The sequence below is a fragment of the Aquimixticola soesokkakensis genome, assembly GCF_900172375.1.
In the GTDB taxonomy this organism is placed as follows: Bacteria; Pseudomonadota; Alphaproteobacteria; order Rhodobacterales; family Rhodobacteraceae; genus Aquimixticola; species Aquimixticola soesokkakensis.
The window spans coordinates 104,855-128,988 of sequence record NZ_FWFS01000011.1; the positions used below are offsets into that span (position 1 = coordinate 104,855).

The 24,134-nt window shown below is 62.4% G+C and carries 21 protein-coding genes; 13 read left to right on the forward strand and 8 right to left on the reverse strand.

The window, feature by feature from the left end; translation table 11 throughout:
- The first annotated feature begins 14 nt into the window (after positions 1–14).
- The 4 genes from AQS8620_RS14365 to AQS8620_RS14380 are packed head-to-tail and all read left to right on the forward strand — an operon-like array spanning position 15 to position 4,987.
- Complete coding sequence (locus AQS8620_RS14365; RefSeq protein ID WP_370737894.1) at positions 15–824, forward strand: sugar ABC transporter substrate-binding protein; 810 nt, start codon at positions 15–17, stop codon at positions 822–824.
- Positions 818–2,323: a sugar ABC transporter ATP-binding protein gene (locus tag AQS8620_RS14370; RefSeq protein ID WP_085837713.1), complete on the forward strand. Its 1,506-nt coding sequence runs from the start codon at positions 818–820 to the stop codon at positions 2,321–2,323. The genes AQS8620_RS14365 and AQS8620_RS14370 overlap by 7 nt, the downstream gene beginning before the upstream one ends.
- A complete protein-coding gene (locus tag AQS8620_RS14375; protein ID WP_085837714.1) occupies positions 2,316–3,287 on the forward strand; it encodes an ABC transporter permease in 972 nt (323 codons plus the stop codon). Before AQS8620_RS14370 ends, AQS8620_RS14375 begins: the two co-directional genes overlap by 8 nt.
- Positions 3,288–3,295: 8 nt before the next feature.
- Complete coding sequence (locus AQS8620_RS14380) at positions 3,296–4,987, forward strand: CocE/NonD family hydrolase (protein ID WP_085837715.1); 1,692 nt, start codon at positions 3,296–3,298, stop codon at positions 4,985–4,987.
- Positions 4,988–5,014: 27 nt separating this feature from the next.
- Here the strand turns inward: AQS8620_RS14380 and AQS8620_RS14385 are convergent, their stop codons facing one another.
- A complete protein-coding gene (locus AQS8620_RS14385) occupies positions 5,015–7,618 on the reverse strand; it encodes a CheR family methyltransferase (protein ID WP_234990506.1) in 2,604 nt (867 codons plus the stop codon).
- 93 nt (positions 7,619–7,711) lie between these two features.
- Between AQS8620_RS14385 and AQS8620_RS14390 the strand changes: the two genes are divergently transcribed.
- A complete protein-coding gene (locus AQS8620_RS14390) occupies positions 7,712–8,092 on the forward strand; it encodes a response regulator (RefSeq protein WP_159453255.1) in 381 nt (126 codons plus the stop codon).
- Positions 8,089–10,554: a two-component system sensor histidine kinase NtrB gene (locus AQS8620_RS14395; protein ID WP_085837717.1), complete on the forward strand. Its 2,466-nt coding sequence runs from the start codon at positions 8,089–8,091 to the stop codon at positions 10,552–10,554. Before AQS8620_RS14390 ends, AQS8620_RS14395 begins: the two co-directional genes overlap by 4 nt.
- On the opposite strand, the gene AQS8620_RS14400 is transcribed toward AQS8620_RS14395, so the two are convergent.
- The 7 genes from AQS8620_RS14400 to AQS8620_RS14430 form a co-directional block, all read right to left on the reverse strand.
- On the reverse strand, positions 10,551–12,419 hold the full coding sequence (locus tag AQS8620_RS14400) for a putative bifunctional diguanylate cyclase/phosphodiesterase (protein WP_159453256.1): 1,869 nt from the start codon (positions 12,417–12,419) through the stop codon (positions 10,551–10,553). The two genes, AQS8620_RS14395 and AQS8620_RS14400, sit on opposite strands and share 4 nt — an antisense overlap.
- Before the next feature lie 453 nt (positions 12,420–12,872).
- Positions 12,873–13,328 (reverse strand): type II 3-dehydroquinate dehydratase, encoded by a 456-nt coding sequence (locus AQS8620_RS14405; protein WP_085837719.1) that lies wholly within the window; start codon positions 13,326–13,328, stop codon positions 12,873–12,875.
- Positions 13,329–13,357: 29 nt separating this feature from the next.
- Positions 13,358–14,653 (reverse strand): TRAP transporter large permease, encoded by a 1,296-nt coding sequence (locus AQS8620_RS14410; RefSeq protein WP_085837720.1) that lies wholly within the window; start codon positions 14,651–14,653, stop codon positions 13,358–13,360.
- Complete coding sequence (locus AQS8620_RS14415; RefSeq protein WP_085837721.1) at positions 14,650–15,168, reverse strand: TRAP transporter small permease; 519 nt, start codon at positions 15,166–15,168, stop codon at positions 14,650–14,652. The genes AQS8620_RS14410 and AQS8620_RS14415 overlap by 4 nt, the downstream gene beginning before the upstream one ends.
- A 75-nt stretch (positions 15,169–15,243) precedes the next feature.
- Entirely contained in the window at positions 15,244–16,239 is a 996-nt protein-coding gene (gene dctP, locus AQS8620_RS14420; protein WP_085837722.1) for a TRAP transporter substrate-binding protein DctP, read from the reverse strand.
- 213 nt (positions 16,240–16,452) lie between these two features.
- The gene (locus AQS8620_RS14425; RefSeq protein ID WP_085837723.1) at positions 16,453–17,139 is read right to left on the reverse strand and encodes a GntR family transcriptional regulator; all 687 of its coding nucleotides are present in this window, start codon (positions 17,137–17,139) and stop codon (positions 16,453–16,455) included.
- Positions 17,140–17,238: 99 nt separating this feature from the next.
- Positions 17,239–18,129, reverse strand: coding sequence for a ThuA domain-containing protein (locus AQS8620_RS14430; protein ID WP_085837724.1), 891 nt, complete (start codon positions 18,127–18,129; stop codon positions 17,239–17,241).
- Between the two features lie 164 nt (positions 18,130–18,293).
- Here AQS8620_RS14430 and AQS8620_RS14435 point away from each other — a divergent pair, with 164 nt between their 5' ends.
- The 7 genes from AQS8620_RS14435 to AQS8620_RS14465 are packed head-to-tail and all read left to right on the forward strand — an operon-like array spanning position 18,294 to position 24,071.
- A complete protein-coding gene (locus AQS8620_RS14435; RefSeq protein ID WP_085837725.1) occupies positions 18,294–18,863 on the forward strand; it encodes a hypothetical protein in 570 nt (189 codons plus the stop codon).
- A 1-nt stretch (position 18,864) separates the two neighbouring features.
- Positions 18,865–19,788, forward strand: coding sequence for an ABC transporter ATP-binding protein (locus AQS8620_RS14440; protein ID WP_085837726.1), 924 nt, complete (start codon positions 18,865–18,867; stop codon positions 19,786–19,788).
- Positions 19,785–20,528: an ABC transporter permease gene (locus tag AQS8620_RS14445; RefSeq protein WP_085837727.1), complete on the forward strand. Its 744-nt coding sequence runs from the start codon at positions 19,785–19,787 to the stop codon at positions 20,526–20,528. The genes AQS8620_RS14440 and AQS8620_RS14445 overlap by 4 nt, the downstream gene beginning before the upstream one ends.
- Before the next feature lie 6 nt (positions 20,529–20,534).
- On the forward strand, positions 20,535–21,605 hold the full coding sequence (locus AQS8620_RS14450; protein WP_085837728.1) for an ABC transporter substrate-binding protein: 1,071 nt from the start codon (positions 20,535–20,537) through the stop codon (positions 21,603–21,605).
- Positions 21,602–22,420, forward strand: coding sequence for an ABC transporter ATP-binding protein (locus AQS8620_RS14455; RefSeq protein ID WP_085837729.1), 819 nt, complete (start codon positions 21,602–21,604; stop codon positions 22,418–22,420). Before AQS8620_RS14450 ends, AQS8620_RS14455 begins: the two co-directional genes overlap by 4 nt.
- Positions 22,417–23,229: an ABC transporter permease gene (locus tag AQS8620_RS14460; RefSeq protein ID WP_234990507.1), complete on the forward strand. Its 813-nt coding sequence runs from the start codon at positions 22,417–22,419 to the stop codon at positions 23,227–23,229. Before AQS8620_RS14455 ends, AQS8620_RS14460 begins: the two co-directional genes overlap by 4 nt.
- Positions 23,230–23,231: 2 nt before the next feature.
- Positions 23,232–24,071, forward strand: coding sequence for a substrate-binding periplasmic protein (locus AQS8620_RS14465; protein ID WP_085837730.1), 840 nt, complete (start codon positions 23,232–23,234; stop codon positions 24,069–24,071).
- Positions 24,072–24,134: the final 63 nt, after the last annotated feature.

Sequence of the window (24,134 nt, forward strand, 5' to 3'; positions counted from 1 at the left end):
CACTGCAAAAAGGCATGGAGGAAGCCGCACAGATTTCCGGTGCCGAGCTGATCACCTGTGACAGCAAACTGGATGCCGCCGAGGCGCTCAACTGTGCGCGTCAGTTCCGGACCCGCGCGGTGGACGGGCTTGTGACCTTTCAGGCGGATGCGGCAGCGGCGGCCAATATTTGTGCTGAGGGGCCGCAAGTCCCCGTGATTGCCATCGACATCGAACAGCAGCCTTGCCAGACGGCCTTTGTCGGGGCCGCCAACGCCTATGCGGGCGAAATCGTCGGAAGCGAACTGGGCCGCTATTTCAAGGAAAATTTCGACTGCGCGCACGACGCTTGGGTGTCGCTGGAATCGCTGGCGGTGGGGGTCGTCAACGATCTGCGCATGGACGGGATGCGGGCCGGGTTCGAAGCGGTTTGTGGCCCGGTGAACAACGAGCGGATCATCGACACCGGCGCGGGAGGGCAAACCGATGTTGCCCAACGCCAGATGACCGATACGCTCACCGCCTTGCCCGGTGCCAAACGGGTGATCGTCGTGGGCATCAACGAAGATGTGGTCACCGGCGCGCTGGCCGCCGCGCGCAGCCAGAACCGCACCGATGACCTTTACCTCGGGGTGCAGAACTTTGATCCGGGCAATTGCCAGATCTGGACCGCACCGCATTTCATCGCCTCGGCTGCCTATTTTCCCGAAAAATACGCGCAGTTGATTTTCCCCGCCCTGATCAAGGCCATCAAGGGCGACAGCTTGCCGCCACAGATCCTTGTGCCGCATGAGGTGATTACCCCCGCCAACATGCACAGCTTTTATCCAGAGACCTCGTGCTAGGCGGCACAGCTTTCCTGTCGGTCCGAGGGATTCGCAAATCCTTCGGGCCGGTCAAGGTCCTGCACGGTGTGGATCTTGACCTCGCGCCCGGAAGTGTCACTGCACTTTTGGGCGAGAACGGGGCGGGAAAATCGACTTTCGTGCGCATTCTGGCCGGCGACCATTCCCCGGACGAGGGCGAAATCACCTTGGACGGGACCGAGGTCACCCTGCGCTCTGTGGGACAGGCGCGTGCGGCGGGCATCCGTCTGATCGCACAGGAAATTGCCGATGCACCGCCCCTGTCGGTGGCGGAGAATATCACCTTGGGGGCACCGCCGGCGCGCTGGGGTTTTGTGCGCCGCGCCGCGCTTGAGGCGACGGCCGCGCGCGCGCTTGAGGCCTTGGGCGCACAGATCCCGCTTGGGGCCAGAGTGTCCAGTCTGCGTCTTGGCGAACGGCAGATTATCGAGATTGCCCGCGCCACCATCGGCAGGTCGCGCTGTGTGATTTTTGACGAACCCACTGCCGCGCTGTCGGATGCCGAAACCCGCAGGCTGTTCGATCTCATCGCCAGGATGCGCGCCGATGGCAAAGCCATTCTCTACATCACCCACCGTCTTGACGAAGTGTTCGAGATTGCCGACCGGGTCTGTGTGTTGCGCGACGGGCGGGTGTCGCTCAACCGCGACGTGGCCGAGGTCACGCAGGATCAAGTGGTCACCGCCATGGTCGGCCGCGCGCTTGTCAGCGCGCCGGGAGGCAGCGACGACATGCCGGCCGCGGGGGCCGAGATGTTGCAGGTCAAGGAATTGAGCGGCGACGGCTTTGACGGAATCAACCTGGATGTCCGTGCCGGCGAAATCGTGGGACTATACGGAAAAATCGGTTCTGGCGTGCCGGAACTTGCCGCGACCCTCTTTGGTTCGGTGCCGCGAACGGCAGGCAGCTTGCGGCTGAGTGGCAAGGAAGTCCGGTTTTCCCACCCGGCGGATGCCGTGGCCCAGGGGATCGGCTTTTTGCCCGCCGATCGTGCTCATGAGGGATTGCTGGGTGTGCGGTCGGTGGCCGAAAACCTGTCGGCGCCCAGTTGGCGCAGGATGGCACGCGGGCCGTTGATCCGGCGCGCGCAGGAACGCAGCGCTTTTGCCAAATGGCACCGCGCGATGAACATCCGCTCAGGGATCGAGGGCCGCGAGAAAATTACCCAGCTTTCGGGCGGAAACCAGCAAAAAGTCCTGCTTGGGCGTTGGTTGGAAAAAGGGTCGAAGCTTTTGTTGCTGGTCGAGCCGACGCGCGGCGTCGATGTGGGCGCCCGCGAGGAAATCTACGACATTCTGCGCGGTCTTGCCCGCGATGGCCATGGCATCCTGATCGCAAGTTCCGACTACGAAGATATCACCCATGCGGCAACGCGGGCCGAGGTCATGGTGCGCGGTCGCATCGTCGCCCGCCTGAGCCGCCGCGACATTTCAGTGGCGAGCCTGACCGAGGCCGCCGGAGGAGCAACCCATGTCTGACACCAAAACCCTTGGCACGGCAGTGCCTGCGCGCCGTCGCCCGCTTGCGGCCCCGGACTCCGCCGCGCTGATCCTGTTCTTGCTGATCGAAGTGATCTTTTTCAGCCTCAACTCGCCTTATTTTCTGAATTGGGCCAATTGGGTCAATATTTTCACCGCCCTGTCGATCACCGGTATTCTGGCCGCCGGCGGCACGATCCTGTTGATTTCGGGGCAATTCGATCTGTCCGTCGGCAGCGGCACGGCCTTTGTCGCCTTGGTGTTCGCGCTGGCGGCCGCGCAGTTCGGCATCGCGCCTGCGGTCGGGATCGCCGTGCTCGTGGGCTGCGGCATCGGGATGCTGAACGGCTTTCTTGTCAATGTCATCGGGGTCAATGCGCTCATCACCACGCTGGGGACGCTGGCAATTTTTCGCGGGCTCACCCTCTCCATCGGCGGTGCGTCAAGCGTTCGCGTTTCGGGGTTCGACTGGGCCATCATCCGCCCGGCCTTTGACATCCCGCTGTCCACGGGACTGTTTGTGCTGGTCGCGCTTATCGCGGGCGTGCTTTTGACGCGCACGGTGTTCGGGCGCACGATCTATGCCATCGGCGCCAATGAAACCGCCGCCCGGCTTGTGGGCATTCGCACCAAACGCACGTTGTTCATCGCCTTTGTCGGGTCCGGGCTGTGCATGGCGCTGGCTGGGTTGGTCAGCGTGTCGCAGCTTGGTTCGACCTCCGGCACCACGGGGCTGGGGCTGGAACTTGCGGTGGTGACGGCGATCATTCTGGGGGGCACGACGTTGAAGGGTGGCGTCGGCTCGATGTTTGGGACGGTGTTGGGACTGTTGATCGTCGGCGTGCTCAACAACGGCATGACCTTGATGAACATCAACTCGACCTGGCAACAGGTGGCGGCAGGCGTGCTGTTGATCCTTGCGGTCTCCTTTGATCAGATCCGCCAGCGCTACTTTCATCCCTAGGTGCGAAGATGAGCCAATGTTTCACCCTGCTGGACGCGGTCGAGGTGCCGATGCGCGACGGTGTCACCCTTGTCACTGACATCTGGTTGCCCGAGGGCGCGGGACCCTGGCCTGTGGTACTGCAACGCACGCCCTACCGTCGCGACGATCCGGTCGGCGCGCAACATATCGCGGCGCTGGAATTCCAGAGCGCGATGCGGCGCGGCTACGTGGTCGTGGTGCAGGACACGCGCGGGCGCTTTGCCTCGGGCGGGGATTTCGATCCCTTCACCCATGAGGGCCACGATGGCGCTGACACGATTGCCTGGCTACGGGCGCAGAGCTTTTGTGACGGCCGCGTGGCCATGTTCGGCGCCTCCTATGTCGGCGCGACACAGGTGCTGGCGGCGGGCCAACAGCCGGAGGGGCTGGTGGCTCTCGCCCCGCATCTGACCAGCTTGAGCCATGGCGACGGCTGGATGTACCGGGGCGCGGCGACCGAGCTGGGCTTTTTGATGCTGTGGATCATCGAGGCGCTCGCCCCACCGGATTTGGCCCGCCGGATCGACGCCCTCGACCCCGCCACGGCGGATCATCTTCGGGGGTTTCTGTCGCAGGCAACAAGCGACCCCGCCGCCGCCTTTGCCCGGCTTCCGGTGCTGGGGGCTGACCTTGTGGCGCTTGCGCCCTATGCGCAAGGCTGGTTCGATGCGACGCGCGCCCGCAGCTCCGGCGAGGATGCAATCGCGGCCACGTCCAATGTGGATGCGGCTCCGCCGATGTTGGTCAGCGGCGGCTGGAACGACATTTTTGTCGAGGGCAGCATCGCGCTTTTCGAACGGGCGCGGGCGCGATACGCACGGGCCGAAGATGTCCCCGACCGCCTGATCCTCGGCCCGTGGTCCCATGGCAATCCGGGTGACTGGCAGGGTGATCTCTGGCTTGGCCCGACGGCTTCTACGGTCGATCTGGCGGCGCAACAGATTGATTTCTTTGACGCGGTTTTGGCGGGGCGCCCTGCGGATCTGCCGCTCGTGCGCTACTTTCGCAGCGGTTCGAACAGCTGGCATTGCGCGGCGGACTGGCCCTTGCCGCAAACCCAAGAGCAGGTGTTGCACCTCGAGGGCAGCCGGTTGTCGCGCCAAAAACCGGCGCAGGACTGGCACCGCAGCTATCTGTCCGACCCACTTGATCCGGTGCCCACCACGGGCGGGGCAACGTTTTTACCGGGGCTGCGGCAAGGGCGTAATTCGGGGCCGAAGGATCAATCACGTGTCGAGGCGCGCGAGGATGTGTTGGTCTTTACCAGCGCACCCCTTGAGGCGGATCTCGACATTACCGGCCTCGTGCGCGTCCGCCTGAAGGTCCAAAGCGACGCGCCGACCTGCGATTGGACGGCGCGCCTGTGCAAGGTGGACGATGCGGGCACAAGCGTTGGGTTGGTCGATGGCATCTACCGCTGGGACAACATCAAAGGAGCGCAGGTGGCTCAGGACGTCACGGTCCGGCTGGGGCACATCAGCCATCTGGTCGCGGCGGGGCATCGGCTCCGCCTGCAAGTTGCTTCGTCGAATTTTCCCCGTTTCGATCGCAACCCGCAATCGACGATACCCGCTCCACAGGCAACCGCCGGTGACTGTCGCACGGCCCGTCAAACCGTGCTCGGCGGCCCATTTGCGGGATCTGTCCTGATCCTGCCGGTGATCGAGAACGCAGGATGATCCTGTCGCACCCTGCGTCGCGCCGGATCAGCCGTCGTGCCGGATGTCGTCGCCCTGGCGGAAGATGGCGACCACCCCGTCCCCGATCGAGGGGGCATGGGCGCCCGTGGTGCGATGGACCTCGACCCGCAGCGTGACGTTTTCGTGTTGGCCGAAGAAAAATTCCGAGGTGCCGCTTTTCATCACCCGCTGCGCGGCGGTGGGGAGGTCGCAAAAGGTCATCCGCGGCCCGATCACCGACACTTTGCGGTTCACATCGTGGCGTTCGAGGCCGAACCAGTTGCCGATCAGCATCGAGAACCGCGTGATTTGCATGTCGTTGTCGATGAAAATCGTGCCGATGCGCAGAATTTCCATCACGCTTTCGGTTTGACGGTTGAGCACCGAGAGCAGTTCGATCTTGCGCTCGTGTTCGGCGCTTACGGTGATGAGCTCTTCGTTGACGGCGTGCAGTTCCTCGTTCGAACTTTGGAGTTCCTCGTTGGAAGCCTGGAGTTCTTCGTTGGAGGCCTGCAATTCCTCGTTGGAGGCCTGAAGCTCTTCGCTGCTGGCCTCAAGCCGTTCGGTGATGTGCTGTAGGGTTTCCTCGGTAAATTTGAGGTCGCGTTCCAGTTCGCGCACGCGTTTGGACAGGATTTGCGCGTCATTGCCGCTGACTTCGGGGTCAATCCGGCGCGCGGTGAGGGCGGCCTCGACCTCGGGAAGATCGTTGAGAGTGACGCGCACGAGGATCAGGATCGGATGCTCGTTGAGGTCGAGCGGTTCGATGAAGACCGTGCACTGTTCGACCCGCCCCTCCCCAAGGTCGATTTGCACGGCGCGTGTGAGGGGAATGGTTTCGCCCGTGCGCAATTTTTCCACGCCGACGTTGATCACCGTGTGCAGATCGGGGTGCACAATTTCATCCACCGTCCAATCGGCAAGATTGTTTTTGGTGTCGATGAAGGCGGCGGCCGAGCCGAACCAGCTCAGGACTTCGCCATTCGCGGTGATCAGAATGGAGGAGGGGGCGTGGCGTTTGAGCAGGCTGTTGTAGCCTTTGATCAGCGCATCGCGGTTGCGCAAAACGGCGCTGGTGCTGCTGGTGGCGAGGCTGATGGTATGGGGGTGCTGGGGCTCTTGGGGTTGGTTCAAACGATTGGCAAGGCCCATCCGGTCCGACACAAAGCTGGCGCTAAAGGGCCGGTTTGCGGTGACTTTGCGAAAGATTCGCCAGCGCCCGTCGAGCACTTCGAAATCTTCCGACAGTTTCCCCAATGTTTCCGAGGGCCCAAGCATAAGAACGCCATTCTGGCGCAGGCCGAAGAGAAACATGGAAATGACGCGTTTTTGCGCGTCCTGACGCAAATAGATTAACAGGTTGCGACAGGAAATCAGATCGATATTCAACAATGGCGGATCGCTGAGAACGTCATTCACGGAAAAGATGATTTTTTGGCGCAGCCGTTGTTCGACGTAATAGGTGTCGCCCTCGCGGCGGAAATAGCGATCGGTTAATTCGGGATCGACTTTGTCGAACGCGCTGACGGGATAGGCGCCGGCGGAGGCGATATCGATCGAGCGGCGGTGAATATCGGTGGCAATAATGCGAAAGTCCGGGGACTGTCCCGCGGCGCGCAGCGATTCCGAGACCTCGATGGCGATCGTATAGGCTTCTTCGCCGCTCGAACATCCGGGCACCCAGATCCGCAAGGGGCGGTCGGCGGCAGAGCGTGCCACCAGCGGGTCGATCACCTCTTTGCGCAGGGCTTTGATGCTTTCGGGGTCGCGGTAGAACTCGGTCACGCCGATCAGCAGGTCGTGGTATAATTCGTCCAGCAGCTGGGGGTCGCTTTCGAGCTTTTTGACATAGGTTTCAAGCGATTGTTCGCCGCGCAGACTCATGCGCCGATGAATCCGGCGATTGACCGAAATGGATTTATACGAGGCAATGTCGAGGTGATGCTGGCGTTCCAGCAGCGTCATGATCGTGCGCGAGGCATCGCCGCTCATGCGCGGGCCATCGCCGTCGGGCGGAGCGTTGAGCGCCCCTGCGATCAGCTCGGGCATATCGCCCGCCAGGGACACGTGATCGGCAACGCCCAGAGCCATCAGCGCGCGCGGCATCGAGGTAAAGGCCGCTTCGGAGGGCGTCTGCGCGATCACCGTGGCCCCGGCCGCGTGCAACAGCTGGCCGCCGATGCTGCCATCGCCCCCCGAGCCGGACAGAACAACCGCGACCGTGTTCTGCGGGCTGCGCGAAACCAGCGAGCGAAACAGCGCATCAATCGGCAGATGCGGCAGTTTGGCGTCCGAGCGATAGGGGGTGGTTTTGAAAATACCGTGTTTGGTCACCACCGAGGTGGTGTTGGGTTTGTTGAGAAAAATGGTATTGGGAGCCAGCGCAAGCCCGTCCTCGATGTGACAGATGTTCATCGAGGAGCGGCGCGACAACAGCGAATCCATCATCGAGCGGTAGTCGGGCGACAGGTGCTGGACGACGATATAGCACCAGCCATTTTCCACCGGTGCGTTCTGGAAAAACGCTTCGAGCGGTTCAAGCGCCCCGGCCGAGCCGCCGATGGCGATGACGGGGATCGTTGCAGGGTCGCTCATGTCAGGCATTCCGCCGGGGGTTTGTCTGGCGTTCATTCGCACCCTCCTCCAAGATACTGGTAATAAATGGGTGCAAAACACAGATATACCCACTTAGACTTGAGCAGAGCTTACGGTAGGAATTCTGGAATGGCGACAATTTTGATTGCGGATGACGATCCCGCCTATCTTCAAGCGTTTGAAGCGGGAATGACGGCGATGGGACATCATGTCGTTACAGCATCGGGGGGGAAGTCTGTCGGACAGATTATTACCCGAAACCTGCCTCCGATTGATATTGTCTTTCTCGATTTTATTATGCCCGGCGGCGGCGGGGTCAGTAGTTTGCATGTAATCAAACAGTTGCGCCCGACCCTGCCCGTTATCATCATTTCCGGCCATGTAGCGGCGCTTGACTCTCCGATTTTTCTGGAAGGCATGGCCCTTGCGGATGACAAGCTGGCCAAGACCGCACCTTTGGCATTTTTGCACGCCATCGTGCAGCAATTTACCTCCGGTTCCGAGAGGTGAGCCGCTTATTTTCGCTCGATCAGCTGCCGCTTCCAAAGGCAGGCCAGACCAACCGATGGGTGGTTGTGGGGCTTTTGGTGGCGGTTCAGCTGATTTCATGGGCGGTTCTCGTGCTGGGCTACGGCGCGAATCTTGAGGTGTTTGTGCGCCTCGACCGCGATTTTCCCTCAACGGTGCCGCTTACGGCGGTGTCCTTGTTGGTGCTGGGCGTGGCATCGGCGCTTCCGGCGCGTATCGCAGACGGGCAAAGCGGCTATCGCTGGCTCACCCGCACACAGCAGCGCGCGGGGCAGGGGCTGCGCAGCCTACTGGCCTGCGGGGTGGGGCTTTTTGCGGGGCACAAACTGGTCGTCGCGCTGTTGTGGATTGCCCAGATCGACCTGACGCGCGACCGGATTGCCATTGGCACCTCGCTATGTCTGGTGCTGACCAGCATGGGGATTTTGCTGGGCCAGAGCGTGCGCATCTGGGCGGTGACGGCGCGCATGGCGCTGTGTTCGCTGGCCTTCGGGCTGGGTCTGTTTGCGCTTGTTTTGCTTGTGTTTCGCTATGATCCGCTTTGGCAGGATGCGATCCTGTCGGGCATGGCGTTTTACACGGCGCTTTGCATTACCCTGCTCAATCTGGTGCAGCTTCTGGACGGCACGCAGCTGCGCCGTGCGGCGGCGGCGCAGCTGCGGTTTCCCGTGGGTTTGATCGTGCTGCCGTTGGGGATGGTCGTGCCGCTGGGTCTGTTTGCGACGCTGGCGTCCCATTCGCAGGCGATGAATTCCAACACGTTCCAGACGGTGAGCTACCTTGCGTTTTCGCTGTCTTTGGGGGTGGTGGTCATCAACGCGGCGGGGGCGTTTCGGGCATGGCACGTCCGGTTTTCGGCTCTCAAGGAACGCCGCACGCTGCTGGCTATTCTGAATGCGTTGAGCGGGGCGGTCTTTGTGATTCAGGATCGCAACCGCCCGCCTTTGGTCAATCAACGGGCCGAAGATCTGAGCGGAGCGGATATCGCGGCCGTCGATTGGCTGGAACGCGCGCAATTCCATTCGCTCTATCACCGCGCCGTTTTGAGCGGCAAGGATCATCCGGTCAACCGGCTGTTTGACCCCGATCACGGGGGCAAGGTTTTTGCGGGCTGGATCGACGGGGACGGGGTGGAGCGCGCTCTGGAATTTTCGCGCCGTGTGGTGCAGCCCGATCCCGACGCGGCGCCGTTGAATGTCATCGAGATCCTTGACGAGACCGAAAGCTGGCGCGTGCGCGAGAACCTGTCGCTGGTGGAAAAACTGTCGGCCTTGGGGGAAATGGCCTCGGGTCTTGCGCATGAGATGTCGAATATTTTCGGGGTGGTGCAGCTTGCCTCGGACACGGGGATGCTGGTCGCAAAATCCCCCGCTGCGCGGCGCCAGTTCGAGGCCATCCAATCGGCTTGCCATCGGGGCGGCGTGTTGACCAGTCAGCTCTTGCGGCTGGGCGGACAGGAACATGGCGTGCCCGAGGTCATCGACCTGTTGAAAAAACTTGAACGGGTTGGCGTTCTGGCCCGTGTTTCGGTGCCTGCGGATATTGCGATCGTGATCGAAACCCCCGAGGGCGAGACGGATTTGCAGGTCTTTTGCAATCCGGCGGAATTGGCGGGGACCCTGTTCAATGCGGTTTTGAATGCGCGCAACGCCTTGAGTGACGCGGCGATCGCGCAGGGCACGATCACGATCGGTCTGCGCCGCGTGACGCTTGACGATGGCCCGCCGCCGCTGGCGGGCTTTGAAATCAGTGTGGATGACAATGGTCCGGGATTTGAGCCCGAGATTCAGGACAAGCTGTTCGACCCGTATTTTACCACCCGCCACGACAAGGGCGGCACCGGTCTTGGCCTTGCGTTGGCGCGCGATTTTGCCACACGGGCGGGCGGATCGGTGACGCTTGAGGCGGGGGCGCAGGGCGGTGCATCGTTTCGCCTGATCCTGCCCGCGGCCCAGCCCATGGCGCCGCAAGACAGCGGGCAAGACGCGCTGAGCCTTGAGGGGTATCGCTTGCTTTTGGTCGCGCCGCCGGAAAATTTCGACCCGCTCACCCCCTATAGTTTGCGCTCGCTCGGGGCGGATGTTTACACCGCCGATACGGTTGATGCGGCCCATGCGATTGTGCCTCAGGCGCGGCCCCATGTGCTTTTGATCGACAGCGGTTTGACGCAGACCCAGACGGGGGCGGCGTTTGTCGCACAGCTGCGCGCCCGCCTGCCCACGTGCGGATTGATTTCGATGCAATCCGCGCTTCAGGCGGTGCGCGCCTTCAAGGATCAGGAGCAGGGGCGCGCGCCGGACCTAGGGGTAAAAGACCCGGGGGTTCAAGGCCCGGGGGGGCAAGATCTGGGGTTGAAAATCGACATGCCGGTCGGTTTGGACGTTCTGGTCAACTCGATCCGCTTGTGTCACCCCCTGCCAGAGGCCCCGCCAGCGGCGGATTAACGACGTTGTGCGTGGATGAGGGAGGGCTGGAATTCGTCTGGCTCAAAGCCATCTGGCGCGCAGTCGCGGGCGGCCTGCAGGTCGCTCAACAAAGGCCGGATGGCGGTATGGGGCACGGCGGGGCTGAACAGATAGCCCTGACCAAAACGGCAGCCCATATCGAGCAGCAGGGTGCGGTCCTCTTCGGTTTCAATCCCTTCGGCAATCACCTCAAGGCCAAGGTGGTCGGCCATCTGGATCAGGCCCTGCACGATGGCTTTGTCGCGGACCGTGTCGGCCAGAGCGCTGATAAAGCTGCGGTCGATCTTAATGATGTCGATGGGCCATGTTTTGAGATGCATCAGCCCGCCATAGCCGGTGCCGAAATCATCCAGAGCGACGCGCGCCCCGCGCATGCGTATTTCGGCCAAAGTCCGAAACACCTGCCCTTCGATATCGCCCAGCATGGTTTGTTCGGTCACCTCGATTGTCAGATCGTCCCACGTCAGGCCGTGTTGGCTAAGAACCTCTTGTAAGTCAAAGACGAATTCCGGACGCAGCAGATCGAAATGAGTGACATTGAGCGACACATATTGTTCGATCAGCCAGCCGGCCTGCTTTTCGGCGGCCAACACGCCAAGCGCCTGATGCGCCATGGTGCGGGTGAGTTTTTCGACCTGCGAGTGATCGCTCAGGATCGCCTGAAACGAGGCGGGGGGGAGCACGCCCTGCACGGGATCGTTCCACCGCGCAAGGGCCTCGAACCCGATGCATCTGCGGGTTTCCAGATCGACAATCGGTTGATAATACGGAGAAATTTCGTTCAGTTCCAAGGCGCGTTCAAACCGTAACCCCAAGGATCTGCGGTCATATTGCGCGTGTTCGTTTTCGTCGAAAATGGCCACGCCATTGCGCCCTATGGCCTTGATGGCATAGAGCGCGGCATCGGCGCGGCGGAACAATTCGTCAAAGGTATTGCCGTGTTTGCGCAGCAGGCTGACGCCCATGCTCATGCGCCCCAGCCCCGGCTTTTTCAGCTTGGTCAGGTCGCGCTGCACCATGGCGTTAACCTGATGCAAAATGACTTTGAGATAGCTTTCCGTAATTTGGGGCGCTTCAAACATCATGGCGAATTCATCGCCGCCGATGCGGCCCACGACCGCATCCAACGCCCGCAACCCGCCCAGCGACCGCCCGATCGCGCGCAGGTAGTCGTCACCGAATTGATGGCCGTAGATATCATTGATGGATTTGAAATGGTCCAGGTCGATCAACACCAGCGCAATCTGGCCGGTGGTCACCGTGATCCGTGACTCGCAGATCGTGCGAAAGGAGGCGGCGTTTTCAACCAGCGTCAGCCCGTCCAGCTCGGCGCGGCGGCGAAACCGCATCACTTCGGTGAGGGCAGTTTCGCGTTCATATTCCGCCTGTTGGCGCATGACCCATTGGGACATGATCCCCGCAAGAAGGGAGGCGCTGTGTTCGCAGGCGGCTGTTTGGGCGGCGGTCGGCTGGAGGGATCGACGGAACAGAAAGATCAGCTGGTAGGTGACGCGGTTCAGTTCAGCGCTCGATCCACGGCCCGCACCGACGCGGGAGTCCGATATGCTGACGTAGGTATCCTGCCTGAGTGTGCGCAGCTTCAATCCCCCAGCAAGTCGGGCGCCGTTGAAGGTACGATGCAACGTTTCGTCGCGCAGATAGTCGTCATAAAAGGCAAAGAGTTCCGGGCGGGCACGTTCGTCGCCGCAATGGGCCAGTTTCAACGGGTGCTCGCCCCAGCTGTCGCTGTCCAGCACCAGAGCGACACCATCCGCCTGGGTCAGGCGGATCCCGGCGCGGGTCAGCTCGTTGAGGGTGGCGTGCAGTTCGGTGTTGTTTGGCAAACACCGCCTGTGTTCGGTGCGGGGTCGCGACCCGCCAAGCGCCGCGCCCGGCGGCCGTTCATCCCCCTTGTGCGTGCCCCCCGGTGTTGGCGGATACACCGCACAAAAGGGGGAGGATGCAGCGCCGTTCGGGGCGTCCTCATCGGCATCGTCGCGCGTCATGACCAAGACAGACCGATGGGGCGATCCGAGGGAGCTGCATCTTTTGCAGCGGAGCGCTTGGTTGCATTGCAGACAACGAGTGCACGACACGAACGAGCCACTTGGTAACCTTTCACAGCGCAGGCAGCGGCCTGCTTCTCTAAAAAATCCCATACCCAAGTTAAAAATGCGTTAATCCGCCCCCCATCTGCAAGTCTCTTTCGAGCAAATATGGCGCTGCGCGGATCGAGCAAATATGGCGCTGCGCGCATCGGGGCGATGCAGGGTCAAAAGCGGCTGGCGCGCCTGCCCTCAGGCCGCGAGCGCGGCGGCCCGCAGGATCGCAAAGCGATAGCCGATGGTGCCAAAGCCTTCGATTTTGGCGGTGGCGGCGCGGGAGATATGGGAGGGGTGGCGGAATTCGTCGCGTTTGAATAGCGGCGAGATATGCACCTCGAAAATCGGCCCGTCAAAGGTCAGCAGGGCGTCGAGGATAGCGATGCTTGTCGAGGTAAACCCCGCCGGATTGATCAGGATCGCGGAGCCTTTCTTGCGGGCTTCGTGAATCCAGTCGATGATGACCCCCTCGTGGTTGCTCTGGTGGAATACCACCGAGGTGCCCGCGTCGCGCGCCGCATCGTGACAGATGGTTTCGATATCGGCGAGGGTTTCGGTGCCGTAGATATGGGGCTGGCGTTCCCCGAGAAGGTTCAGGCTTGGCCCGTTGATGACATAGATCGGCAGGGCGAGAGAGGGATCGTTGGACATGATGTCTCCTGATTTTCTGGATATGGGTGTCAATTGCCGTAGCCGTAGAGGCGGGGCAGCCACAGGACGAGGCCGGGCACAAAGGTGATGATGCCGAGGCCGACGATCATGATCCCGAGGAAGGGCATGAGGTAGCGGATGGTCTGGGCCACCGGCGATTTTGTGATCGAGCTGACAACGAAAAGCAAAAGCCCGTAGGGCGGGGTCGTCAGCCCGATCATGGTGTTCACGACAACGATCACGCCGAAGTGGACTGGGTCCACGCCAAGGGCGAGGGCGGTGGGAATGAGGATCGGGGTGATGACGAGCAGGATCGCATTGGCTTCGATCAGACAGCCCAGCACCAGCAGCACGGCATTGACCATCAACAGGAATTGCCACGCGGACAGGTCGTATCCGGCCAGCGCGCCGCGGATGGCCGCGGGCACTTGTTCAACCGTGATGACATAGTTGAACACCAAAGCGCCCGCGATCAGGATGCCAACGGAGGCGGTCGAACGGGCCGAGGAGCGGATCGTGCGCCATGTGTCGCGCAGGGTGATCGAGCGATAGAATACTGCCGACACCACGAAGGCATAGAGCGCGGCAAGGGCGGCGGCTTCTGTCGGGGTGGTGACGCCGCCGTAGATTCCCACCAGCAAGATGACGGGCATCAGCAGCGCAGGCACGGCCCGCAGGGTGATTTTGGGCAGCGCGTTCAGGGGCACGGGATCTTCGGTCGGGAAATCGTAGCGCCGCGCGAGAAAGGCGTTCATCAGCATCAGCAGCAGGCCAAGGATCAACCCCGGCACCACTCCGGCAAGGAACAGAAAGCCGATGGAAGTATCGGAGACCAGCGCATAGAGCACCATCGGGATCGAGGGCGGAATGATCGGGCCGATGATGGCCGAGGCGGCGGTGATCGCCCCCGCATAGGCGGCGGGATATTTGCCGTCGCGCAGCATCAGGTTGATGATGATGCGCCCCATGCCCACCGCATCGGCGATGGCCGAGCCGGACATGCCCGAAAAAATCAGCGAGGAGAACACGTTTACATGCCCGAGGCCGCCGCGAAACCGGCCCACAAGCGCGCGGCAAAAGCCCAGAAGACGGTCCGAGAGGGAGCCGATATTCATCAGGTCGGCGGCAAAGATGAACAGCGGAATGGCAAGCAGCACGTAGCTGCCATAGAGACCGCGCAGCATTTGTTCCGCCGCGATGCCCATGTCCATGCCCGAGACAAACAGATAGGTCAGCGAGGCCACGATCATGGCGTGGCCAATCGGCAGTCCGATGATGGCCGCACCGACGATGATGGCGACCGCAAGAGAAAATTCGGGGCTCATTCGGGGGTATCCTCGGGCAGGGACGTGTTCGCGGGCGGGGCGATGACGCCGCGCAGCTCTTGCACCGCGATCAGCGCGTAGCGCAGGATGCTGACGGCGAGAAACACCAAAAAGATAGCGAAAACATAGTTGTAGGGAATGTCGAGGTAAGAAGTATCCTCGATTTTCATGAAGCTTACGTAGCTCCAGCTATCGCCAAAGGCGATGAGATAGACGGTGATCAGCAAGAGCGCGGCAAGAATGCGAAACACGCGGCGGGTGCCTGCGCCGACCGCGGAATAGACGATGTCGAACCGGATTTCGTCCTCGTCGCGCGCGCTGACGGACTGCCCCCATAAAATGATCCAGATCCAGGCAATCGCGCAGACCTCGACCGTCCAGCCGACGGGCTGGCCGATGACATAGCGCATGAACACTTGCAGGATGAAGCTGAGAAACATGGCCGAAAGCAGCAGCGCGGGCACGGCTTCGGCGACTGTTGTGTAGATCCGCAGGGCGCGGTTGCGAAACGTCATTGGTCTGCCTTTGTCGAAAAGAGGGAGCAGGGTCGCGGGCCCATGGCCCGGACCCTGCGGGACCGACGCGCGCCGCTAGTTGCCTGCGGTCGCGTTGATCTTGTCAAGCATGCCCGGAATCCAGCTTTCGGCGAAATCGGAGGCCAGATATTTTGCCTGCGCATAGTCGCGAAACGCGGCACGATCCGGTTCGTAGACCGCAAGCCCTTCGTCCTTGAAGAACTGCACCAGCTCCTCTTCGCGCGCGAGGTGCTTTTGGGTGCTCCAGTCGATGATCTCGTTGGCGGCGGTTTGGAAGCGGTCTTGTTGCTCGGGCGTCATCTCGTTCCAGATGTCGAGTTTAAGCGTCAAAAGGTCGAAGCCGATCAGGTGGTTGGTCAGAACGATCTGGTTGGTGACTTCGTAAAACTTCATGTTGTAATCGTTGGGCAGGGGGTTGTCCTGACCGTCAATCGCGCCGGTCTGCAGGCCGGTGTAGACCTCCGAATAGGCCAGAGGCGTGGGGTTTGCCCCGATGGCCTCCCCGAGGAATTGCCACGCATCACCGCCGGGCATCCGGATGGTCATGCCTTTGAGATCCTCGGGGGTCATGATCTGTTTTTCGGGTTTCAGATTGACTTGACGGGTGCCGAAATAGACGGGGCCAAGGATTTTGAGGCCCAGTTTATCGGCGGCAATCTGGTCAAGTTCCTGCCCGACCTCGCCCGCCATCACGTCGAGCATGTGATCGGTGTCGGCAAAGAGATAGGCGGCGGTGACGATGGACCATTCGGGCGCCTGATTGGCGATGTCCTGGGGCGGGATGATGCCCATTTCCAGCGTCCCGCGCTGGATGGCGGTCAGTTCCGAGCCCTGGGGCACCAGGGTTGCGCCGAAATAGTTCTGGATTTCGAAATCATCCGACAGTTTTTCGGCCAGCATGTTGAAGGCCTCGGCGCGGATGTCGTTTTCCGACACAACAGACGAGAATTTCAGCACAGGTTTGTCTGCGGCAAAGGCACTGGACAGGCCACTCGTCATCGCAAGTGCCACGAGACTGCTGCCAAGGATCTGGCGGCGGGTAATGGTCATAGGTTCTTCCTCCCATTTGAAGACTCTTCAACTCCCCCAAGACATTCGGCCAAACTGTTAATCTGTGTCAAGATATAAAATATATGACAAAGTGCAAAACGTCATATAAAAATAAAGATCCGCATGCGCAAACGGCCACCCGGGGGTGGCCGCCTGTCAAAAGGAGGGCGCGAAAGGCTGTGCGGGTGCCAAAACGCCCGCGTTGCGCAGTGTTTAGGGGATTTTGCCAGTGCTCAGGATATGCTGCACACCGCTCTGGATATGGCGGCGCAGCAGGGCACAGGCTTTGTCAGTGTCGCGCGCCAGCACGAGGTCGCGCAGTTGTACGTGTTCGGCGGCGGCTTTTTGGCCCCGAAAATCCAGCACCAGCATGTGATAGCGCAAAAACCGGTCAAAAATGCTGGAATGGGTTTGCATCAGCGCAGGGGCGTTGCAGGCGGAAATCGTCGCGTGGTGAAAGCCCCAATCGTGTTTGACCCAGGCCTCGACCTCGGCATAGTTGCCCTCGATCAGATCGCGTTCGACGGCTTGCAGCTTGTAATGGGCGGATACGACGTTGCCTTCCCAGTTCAAGTCACCCTGTTTGAGCGAGCGTTCCAGCGCATGGGTTTCCAGAAGAATGCGCAAATCCGCGATATCATGCAGCCCGCTTTGGGAAATCGGCGCAACCTGAAAGCCGCGTTGACCCTCGGCAACCACGAGTTCTTCGCTGATCAACCGGCTGAGAATCTCGCGCAAAGTCGACACACTGACCGCATATTTTTCTTTCAGAACATCCAGTTTGAGACGGTCGAGCGGCTTGAGATATCCGTGGATAATATCGGTTCTGATCCGGCGAAATGCAATTTCTCCGACAGTTTCGCCATCAATACCAATATTGTCGAATTTGTTTGCTAACATGAAAACGGATGTCCAATGCGTTTTGTCGGGCTGATCCCAGAATTACCTCGGGTTTGGGGGCAATAGCAAGCGAGGGGCGTGTCCGCCCCCCGCCGCGGGTCACTCCCCGACGCAGAAAGGCGCCTTGCCCATCGTGCCTTCGACACCGGCAAGGATGTGCTTGCGCCAGTTCTCGTCCTCGAGGATTTCCATGCTGTGACCGAGGGTTGTCAGCCACGCGCGCCCGCCGTCGTAGTAATGGCACCACGACACGGGGTGGCCTTCGCCCATGCCCGGATGGCCGTAATAGCCCTGTGTGCCTTCGGTCATCGTCGCTTCGTCCACGCTCAGCAGGATGCGCACATCGCTGAGCGCGCGCGGATCGGGATGGACGTTGTAGAACTCTTCGGGGCCGAAGGTGACGCCGTCCAGATGCGCAACGGACGGATCGTTGGGTGCGCTCACATGCACGGTGCCGGTCTGGCGGGGCGCGTGATCATAGAGCTGTGCGCCCAGAAGACCTTCGTACCACGTCCAGTTGAAATTGGTCCCAAAGGCATTGTGAATGCCGGCAAAACCGCCGCCACCCTCGACGTAGATGCGCAGGGACATCTGCCCGAGGCTCGAGAGGGCGTCGCGCCCCGTGTTCCAGAACACGATGGTGTCAAAGGGGCGCAGGTTGAAGCCGCTGTCCATAAAGGTCGGATCTTGGGTCGCGGTGACTTCCATGCCTGCGCTTTCGAACAGCGCTGTCAGCGCCTCGACGCCCGCGTCGCGGTTGTCGTGCTGTTTCACGCCTTCGGCGACGTGATAGAAAACCAGCACCTTGGAGGCGGCTTCCTCGCCGCTGGTGCGGTCGAACCAGTCGTTATAGCAGCTGTCGTCCAGGCTGCCGCAAACGCCATATTTTTCAAAGGTTGTGTAGCTGTCGGGGATGCCGGTTGCAAAGCTTGCAGGCGCGGCGACGCCCGCCATGAGCAGTGCCAGCGCGGCGGATTTCAGTCCTGTCATGTGGTTTCCTCCCATTCAGGTCGCGTGTTCGCGTAGAGGGCGAACGGCGCTATTCGTGCCACAGGTTTTGCCACTCATCAAACAAAATATATGATATTGACAAAAACAAATGATATTTTGTTATTTAAGTGAGGCGAGAGGTTTTCCCTCTCGGGGGAGAGAACATGCAAGATGTCAGCTTGGCCGTTTTGGGCCTGCGCCTGTTGTGCGGCGCAATCGTGATTGTCTGCCACCAGATGGTGCTGGGCATGATCGCGCGCCGTGTCATGAGGGGGAACGGGGTCGGGGTCGGCGGCGCGGCGCCGCTGGAGGCGGCGGGACAGCGCGGGGTGAACCGTTTGCCGCTCTGTGCGCCTGCGTTGATTTGCGTTCTGGTTCAACAGGTTGGCTGGCCAGCGCTGCGCGTGCAAGGATGCGGCGCGCGGGTGGTGTTTTGCGTGGTGCTGGCGTCTTTGGGGATGGGCTGCGCGATGCTTTGCCTTGGCGCGGCGGCCCCGCTTGTGGCGCGCGCCCTGCCCGATCTGCGCGGGGCGGTCCTGCTGGACGGGTTGGCCCAAGTGCAGGTCATCGGGCTGCGCAGCGCGGTTCTGGCGCTGGTGCCGGTTGCGCCGCTGGCGATGGCATCGTGCTGGTGTGCGCGCGCGCGCGCGTTGGCCCGCCCCGTTCTGGGGGGCTGGGCGCTTGCGCTTGGTGCGCTGTGCCTGTCGTTGCTTGGGTGGCGGGGAGGGATCTGAGATGGCCAGCAGCTGCCCTGCGATCTCGCTTGAGAATATTCACAAATCCTTTGGCGGCGTGCACGCGCTCGACGGGCTGACGCTTGATATTGCCGCCGGTAGTTTCGTGGCTCTTTTGGGACCGAACGGCGCGGGAAAATCGACGGTGGTTGATATTGTGTCCACCCTCACGCGGCCTGATCGCGGGCGCGCGCGGGTGGCGGGGCTGGATGTGGTCGCGCAGGCAAAAGCCGTGCGACGCAAGCTGGGGGTGGTGTTTCAGACCCCCACCATCGACAGCCGCCTGAGCGTGGCGGACAATCTGGCGTTTCACGCGGCATTGCACGGGGTGGCACGCGGCGCGCGCGCCGCGCGCATTGCGCAGGTGTTGGAGCAGAGCGATCTTGCGCCGCTGCGCGACCGTATCGCCGCTGGCTTGTCGGGCGGGCAGAAACGGCGGGTTGAAATCGCGCGCGCCATGATCCACGCGCCCGAGGTTCTGATTTTCGACGAGCCGACAACGGGGCTGGATGCGGCGGCGCGGGCGGCATTTTGGCAGGCCCTGTCGCGTCTGCGGGCCATGCGGGCGATCACGCTGGTGGTGACAACCCATTATTTACAAGAGGTTGCGGGTGCCGATCGGCTTTGCATCCTGAACAAGGGGCGCATGCTTCGCGATTGCACCCCGGCCGCACTGGCGCGGTTCGGACAGGGGGGCGTGCAGCTGCTGATGCAGCCCGCCGGCCCCCGGCAAAGGGCGGCGTTGCTTGTGGCCTGTCCAGCGGCGCGCGCGCGCGAAGACGGGCGGATGTCCTTGCGGTTGCGTGATCGCGCGGCGGCCGAGGCTGTTCTAGCGCGGCACGGGGCGCTGCTGGATGGATATGCGCTTGAGGCGGCGGATCTGGAAACGGCCTATCTTGGGCTGTTCACGGAGGACGCGCGATGAGGCTGCGCCACCTGCGGGACCGGAGTCTGGCGCTGGGGTGCCTTGTGGGGGTCTGGATGGCGAGCGCGCAGATCGCGGGGCCGACAGTCGTGCCCGGCCCCTTTGCAACGCTGGACGCCCTGTGCCGCATGGCCGGGCAGGCCGCCTATTGGGCCAGCATCGCCCAAAGCCTTCGGGTCTTTGCGATGGCGTTTGGCCTGGCGGCGCTGCTCGCCATTCCCTGCGGGATCGGCTTTGCGCTGGTGCCACGGTTGGGGCGGGCGATGGAGCCGTTTGTGTTTGCGCTGGCGGCCACGCCGCGGGTTGCCTTTGTGCCGTTGCTGATCGTTCTGCTCGGCCTTGGGGATCCGGCGAAAGTCGCGCTGGTGTTTCTGGGCGCATCGATTCCGATCCTTCTCAACACGTGGGCGGGGGTGCGCCATGCCGACCCCGATCTGGTCGAGATGGCGCGCGCCGTCGGGGTCAGCCGGTGGCAGCGCGTTGCCTGGGTGATCCTGCCGGCCGCTTTGCCGATGATGGTGACGGGGCTGCGCCTTGGGGCGACCATCGGGCTGATCAACACGGTGGTTGCGGAATTATACACCGCGATTGGCGGGTTGGGCGGGCTGTTGGCGCGCTATGGCGCCAGTTTTCGCATGGCCGAATATATGGCCATTGTCGTGACCCTGTCCGTGGTCGGTGTGGTGATCAGCTCAGGCCTCTATCATCTTGAAAAATTTGTAAAACATAGAATGGAGTGACTTGCCATGTCGTTGAATATCCAGCCCTTTGGTGCGCGCGGTCGCGGTCTTTGGCGGGCGGTTGCGGCCCTATGGATCGCGTGTCTGGGCCTTGTGGGCGGGGCGGCGAGCGCCGAGCCGTTTCGATTGATCGTAACCCATCTCGAGCCGCCGTTGTTGCCCAATTCGGTCATGGATCTGGCGCAGAGCCTTGGCTATTTCGAAGCCGAAGGCGTCGAGGTCGATTTGGTGCGCGTTCAACAAACCCCTTCCGCGATTGCGGCGCTCAAAGCGGGGGAGGGCGAGATGGCGAATATTTCGCTGGATGCGCTGTTGCAATTGCACGCGATGGGCGACGACAGCCTACGCGCGGTCGTCTCGCCCAACACGTCTCTGCCGTTTTTGATCGCCGCGCGCGCGGCGGTGGCGAGTCCCGAGGCACTGGCGGGAAAAACCTTTGGCATCGGGCGGGTCGGGAGCCTTGATCATGCGCTGAGCATGCGGGTCCTGGCCGAGGCGGGCGTGGGGGCGCAGGCGGTGTCGCTGGTGGCGTTGGGCCAGCCGGCAACGCGCGCGCAGGCGCTGGCGGCGCAGCGGATTGACGCGACAACGATGTCGGTGGGGGTGTGGTCCACGATGCCCGACCGCGACGGCCTGCACGTGCTGGTCAGCCCCGAGGCCTATTTTGCCGCGGCCCCCTTGGTCAACAAGGTCAACGTTGTGCCGCGCGCGGTTCTTGAAACCCGCCCGCGCGAGGTGCAAGCGGTGATCCGCGCCTTGCTGCGCCTGTCGCGCGACATCGCCGCCGAGCCCGATCTGTGGGTGCGGGCGATGTCGCCGCTGCGTGCCGATGTCGGCCCGGAGGCGCTGCGCGAACTGGTGGCGCAGTTTTCGGGCAGCTGGATGGTCAACGGCGGCATGAATGCGGCGGATTTGCTGCGCACCCGCGACTGGTTGATCGAAACAGGAGAGCTGTCGCAGGCCGTGGTCGTGGCGGCCGCGCCAGACGATCTGTCGGCCTGGGTCGATTTTGCCCCGCTGGACGCCGCCCTGCGCGATCTGGGCGTCGCGGCGGGGGCCGATCCGGTGGCGCGATGAACGCCGCTGCCCCCTGTGCGCTGTCGCTGCGCGATGTGTCGCTGTCCTTTGGGGCGGTGCCGGTGCTGGCGGGCCTGACGCTTGAGGTGCGCGGCGCGGGGGTGACGGTGGTGCTGGGGCCGTCGGGCAGCGGCAAAACAAGCCTGCTGCGCCTTGCGGCGGGGTTGATTGCGCCGGACCTTGGTGCAGTGTCAATCGCGGGGCGCGCAGAGGATCGCGCGGCTGACGGGACCCGTGGGGGCGCGCGTGTCGGGGTGATGTTTCAGGAGGCACGCCTTTTGCCTTGGGCGACGGTGCGGCGCAATCTGGAATTCGCGCTTTTGCCGCTCAAGCTGTCGCGCGCGCAGGTCACCGCGCGCATCGACACCCAGCTGGCGCGGCTCGGGATCGCGGATCTGGCGGCGCGCATGCCCGCGCAAGTATCGGGTGGCCAGAAGCAGCGGGTGGCGCTGGCGCGGGCCTTGATCGTAGCGCCCCGGGTGTTGTTGATGGACGAACCCTTTGCCAGCCTCGATGCGCTGTTGCGCGAAGACATGCAGGACGAGCTGTTGCGGGTTCTGGCGCTGCAACCGGCCAGCGTGGTCTTTGTGACCCATAGCGTCGACGAAGCGCTGTATCTGGCGGATCGGATTGTGGTTCTGGGGGGCGGAAAAATCCTTGCCGATGTTGCGGTGACGACCCCGAGGCCAAGGCGCGTACCCGCGGGGGAGCCGCTTGGGGATGACGCGGCGCTGCGGGCCGATCTGCGGCGCATCCTGCGTGGGGCAAGCAGCGGTGGCGCGCGCGCGATGGCGGCCCGGGGAGCGGCACCATGAGCGATCTGATGCGCGAACTGGAAGGGCTGCGTGCCATTTGGTGGCGCGATGTGCGCCGGATGCTTACCGACAAGAACCAGATCGTCGGCGGTGTGAGCCGCCCCCTGCTTTGGGTGATTGTGCTGGGGGTCGGGTTGAACCCGTGGTTTCGCGGCGAGGTATACGGGTCGGTGCGCTTTGTCGTGCCCTTCACCTTTGTGCAGTTCCTGTTTCCGGCGATCATCCTGTTGAACCTTCTCTATGCCTCGGTCCAATCGGCGGTCTCGCTGATCTGGGATCTGAAATTCGGTGTATTGCGCGAGGTGCTGGTCGCGCCACTGTCGCGGGCCACGGTCTTGGTCGGCAAGATTCTGGGCGGGATGACGGTGGCGCTGGTGCATGGGGCGCTTGTGCTTTGCGTGGCGCGGGCGGCGGGGGTGGCCATGACCCTATCCGAGCTTGTGTCCCTGCTTGGCATCATGGCGGCGCTGTCCTTTGGTCTGACGGCCTTTGGCATCGTGATTGCGCTGTCCCTGCGCGAGTTCGACAGCTTCGGGGTGTTTTCCAACGCGGTGATTTTGCCGCTTTATTTTACCGCAGGGTCGGTGTTTCCGCTCGATGCGGGGCTGTCGCGGGCACAAACCCTGACCACCTATCCGCAGTGGCTGGTCAGCATCGTTGAAGTGAATCCGCTGACCTATGTGCTTGATCTGATGCGCGCGGTGGTCATCGACTGGCACAGCTATCCGCTGTGGTACGGCGTGGCCGTGATCGTCGCGCTCGATCTGGGGTGTCTGGGGCTGGCGCTGATGCGCTTTCGCAGGGTCTAGCGATGGTGCGCGCGCGCAAAAAGGGTCTGTCTGGGCTTGTGCCGCTTCTGGGCGGGCTGTGCCTCTTGCTTGCAGCCGGATCTCTGCCCCCCGACACGGCCCTGTCCAAAGTCAAAGCCGCAGGACGGTTGCGGGTCTGTCACCCCTCCGACAATCCCCCCTGGATCACGCGCGCGACGGCGGGCCAGCCTGCGGGCGGGATCGACCTTGTGCTCTTGGGGGCGATTTCGCGCAACGCGGGATGGGACATGGTTTCTGTGCCCGTTGCGCAGATGGATGCGGGGATCAATCCGCGCCGCTGGGGGCTGACGCGCGCGCGTTGTGACGTGATCGCGGGGGGGCTGGTATTGACGGAGCAGACCCGCGGGTTTCTCGACGCGCCTGTGGCCCATGCCACCTTCGGCTGGTCGCTGGTAACGCTCGAAGCCAAGGGGGAGGCGGCGTTGACGCCGGGCGCCACGATCGGGGTCTATGTCGCCTCTTTGGCGTCGGATCGCGCTAAGCTCGGCGGCTGGATTCGGGCGCAGGGTCTGGCACCAACAATCTTTGCGCGGCCCGAGGCGCTGATCGCGGCGCTGCGGGCGGGGACGATTGTTGCGGCGGTCACGGACGCGCCGCTGAGAGAGGGAAGCGTGCGGCTGCGGATCGGCCGTCTGCCGCCGCCCTTTGCGCGTCAACAGGTTGGATTTGGATTTTGGAAAGGCGATGCGACCCTGCGCGATGCGGTGCTTTCGGGCCTCTCGGGGCTTGAGGCGCAGGGGCAACTTGCGGGGATTCAAGAGTTTTATCAGGTGTCGGCGGGAGATGGCGGGGCAGAGCCGAGTAAGGATCAGTCAAATTGACAAATACCATACATTTTGAATAATCTCATTTTAAAATAAGAATCACCGATTCATGTTCGGTGA

What these genes read in the sequence shown, in the direction of transcription:
- AQS8620_RS14365 (WP_370737894.1), top strand. Translation starts at nt 15, where the DNA reads ATGGAGGAAGCCGCACAGATTTCCGGTGCCGAGCTGATCACCTGTGAC.
- AQS8620_RS14375 (WP_085837714.1), top strand. Translation starts at nt 2,316, where the DNA reads ATGTCTGACACCAAAACCCTTGGCACGGCAGTGCCTGCGCGCCGTCGC.
- AQS8620_RS14380 (WP_085837715.1), top strand. Translation starts at nt 3,296, where the DNA reads ATGAGCCAATGTTTCACCCTGCTGGACGCGGTCGAGGTGCCGATGCGC.
- AQS8620_RS14385 (WP_234990506.1), bottom strand. Translation starts at nt 7,618, where the DNA reads ATGAACGCCAGACAAACCCCCGGCGGAATGCCTGACATGAGCGACCCT.
- AQS8620_RS14390 (WP_159453255.1), top strand. Translation starts at nt 7,712, where the DNA reads ATGGCGACAATTTTGATTGCGGATGACGATCCCGCCTATCTTCAAGCG.
- AQS8620_RS14405 (WP_085837719.1), bottom strand. Translation starts at nt 13,328, where the DNA reads ATGTCCAACGATCCCTCTCTCGCCCTGCCGATCTATGTCATCAACGGG.
- AQS8620_RS14410 (WP_085837720.1), bottom strand. Translation starts at nt 14,653, where the DNA reads ATGAGCCCCGAATTTTCTCTTGCGGTCGCCATCATCGTCGGTGCGGCC.
- AQS8620_RS14415 (WP_085837721.1), bottom strand. Translation starts at nt 15,168, where the DNA reads ATGACGTTTCGCAACCGCGCCCTGCGGATCTACACAACAGTCGCCGAA.
- dctP (WP_085837722.1), bottom strand. Translation starts at nt 16,239, where the DNA reads ATGACCATTACCCGCCGCCAGATCCTTGGCAGCAGTCTCGTGGCACTT.
- AQS8620_RS14425 (WP_085837723.1), bottom strand. Translation starts at nt 17,139, where the DNA reads ATGTTAGCAAACAAATTCGACAATATTGGTATTGATGGCGAAACTGTC.
- AQS8620_RS14430 (WP_085837724.1), bottom strand. Translation starts at nt 18,129, where the DNA reads ATGACAGGACTGAAATCCGCCGCGCTGGCACTGCTCATGGCGGGCGTC.
- AQS8620_RS14435 (WP_085837725.1), top strand. Translation starts at nt 18,294, where the DNA reads ATGCAAGATGTCAGCTTGGCCGTTTTGGGCCTGCGCCTGTTGTGCGGC.
- AQS8620_RS14440 (WP_085837726.1), top strand. Translation starts at nt 18,865, where the DNA reads ATGGCCAGCAGCTGCCCTGCGATCTCGCTTGAGAATATTCACAAATCC.
- AQS8620_RS14445 (WP_085837727.1), top strand. Translation starts at nt 19,785, where the DNA reads ATGAGGCTGCGCCACCTGCGGGACCGGAGTCTGGCGCTGGGGTGCCTT.
- AQS8620_RS14450 (WP_085837728.1), top strand. Translation starts at nt 20,535, where the DNA reads ATGTCGTTGAATATCCAGCCCTTTGGTGCGCGCGGTCGCGGTCTTTGG.
- AQS8620_RS14455 (WP_085837729.1), top strand. Translation starts at nt 21,602, where the DNA reads ATGAACGCCGCTGCCCCCTGTGCGCTGTCGCTGCGCGATGTGTCGCTG.
- AQS8620_RS14460 (WP_234990507.1), top strand. Translation starts at nt 22,417, where the DNA reads ATGAGCGATCTGATGCGCGAACTGGAAGGGCTGCGTGCCATTTGGTGG.
- AQS8620_RS14465 (WP_085837730.1), top strand. Translation starts at nt 23,232, where the DNA reads ATGGTGCGCGCGCGCAAAAAGGGTCTGTCTGGGCTTGTGCCGCTTCTG.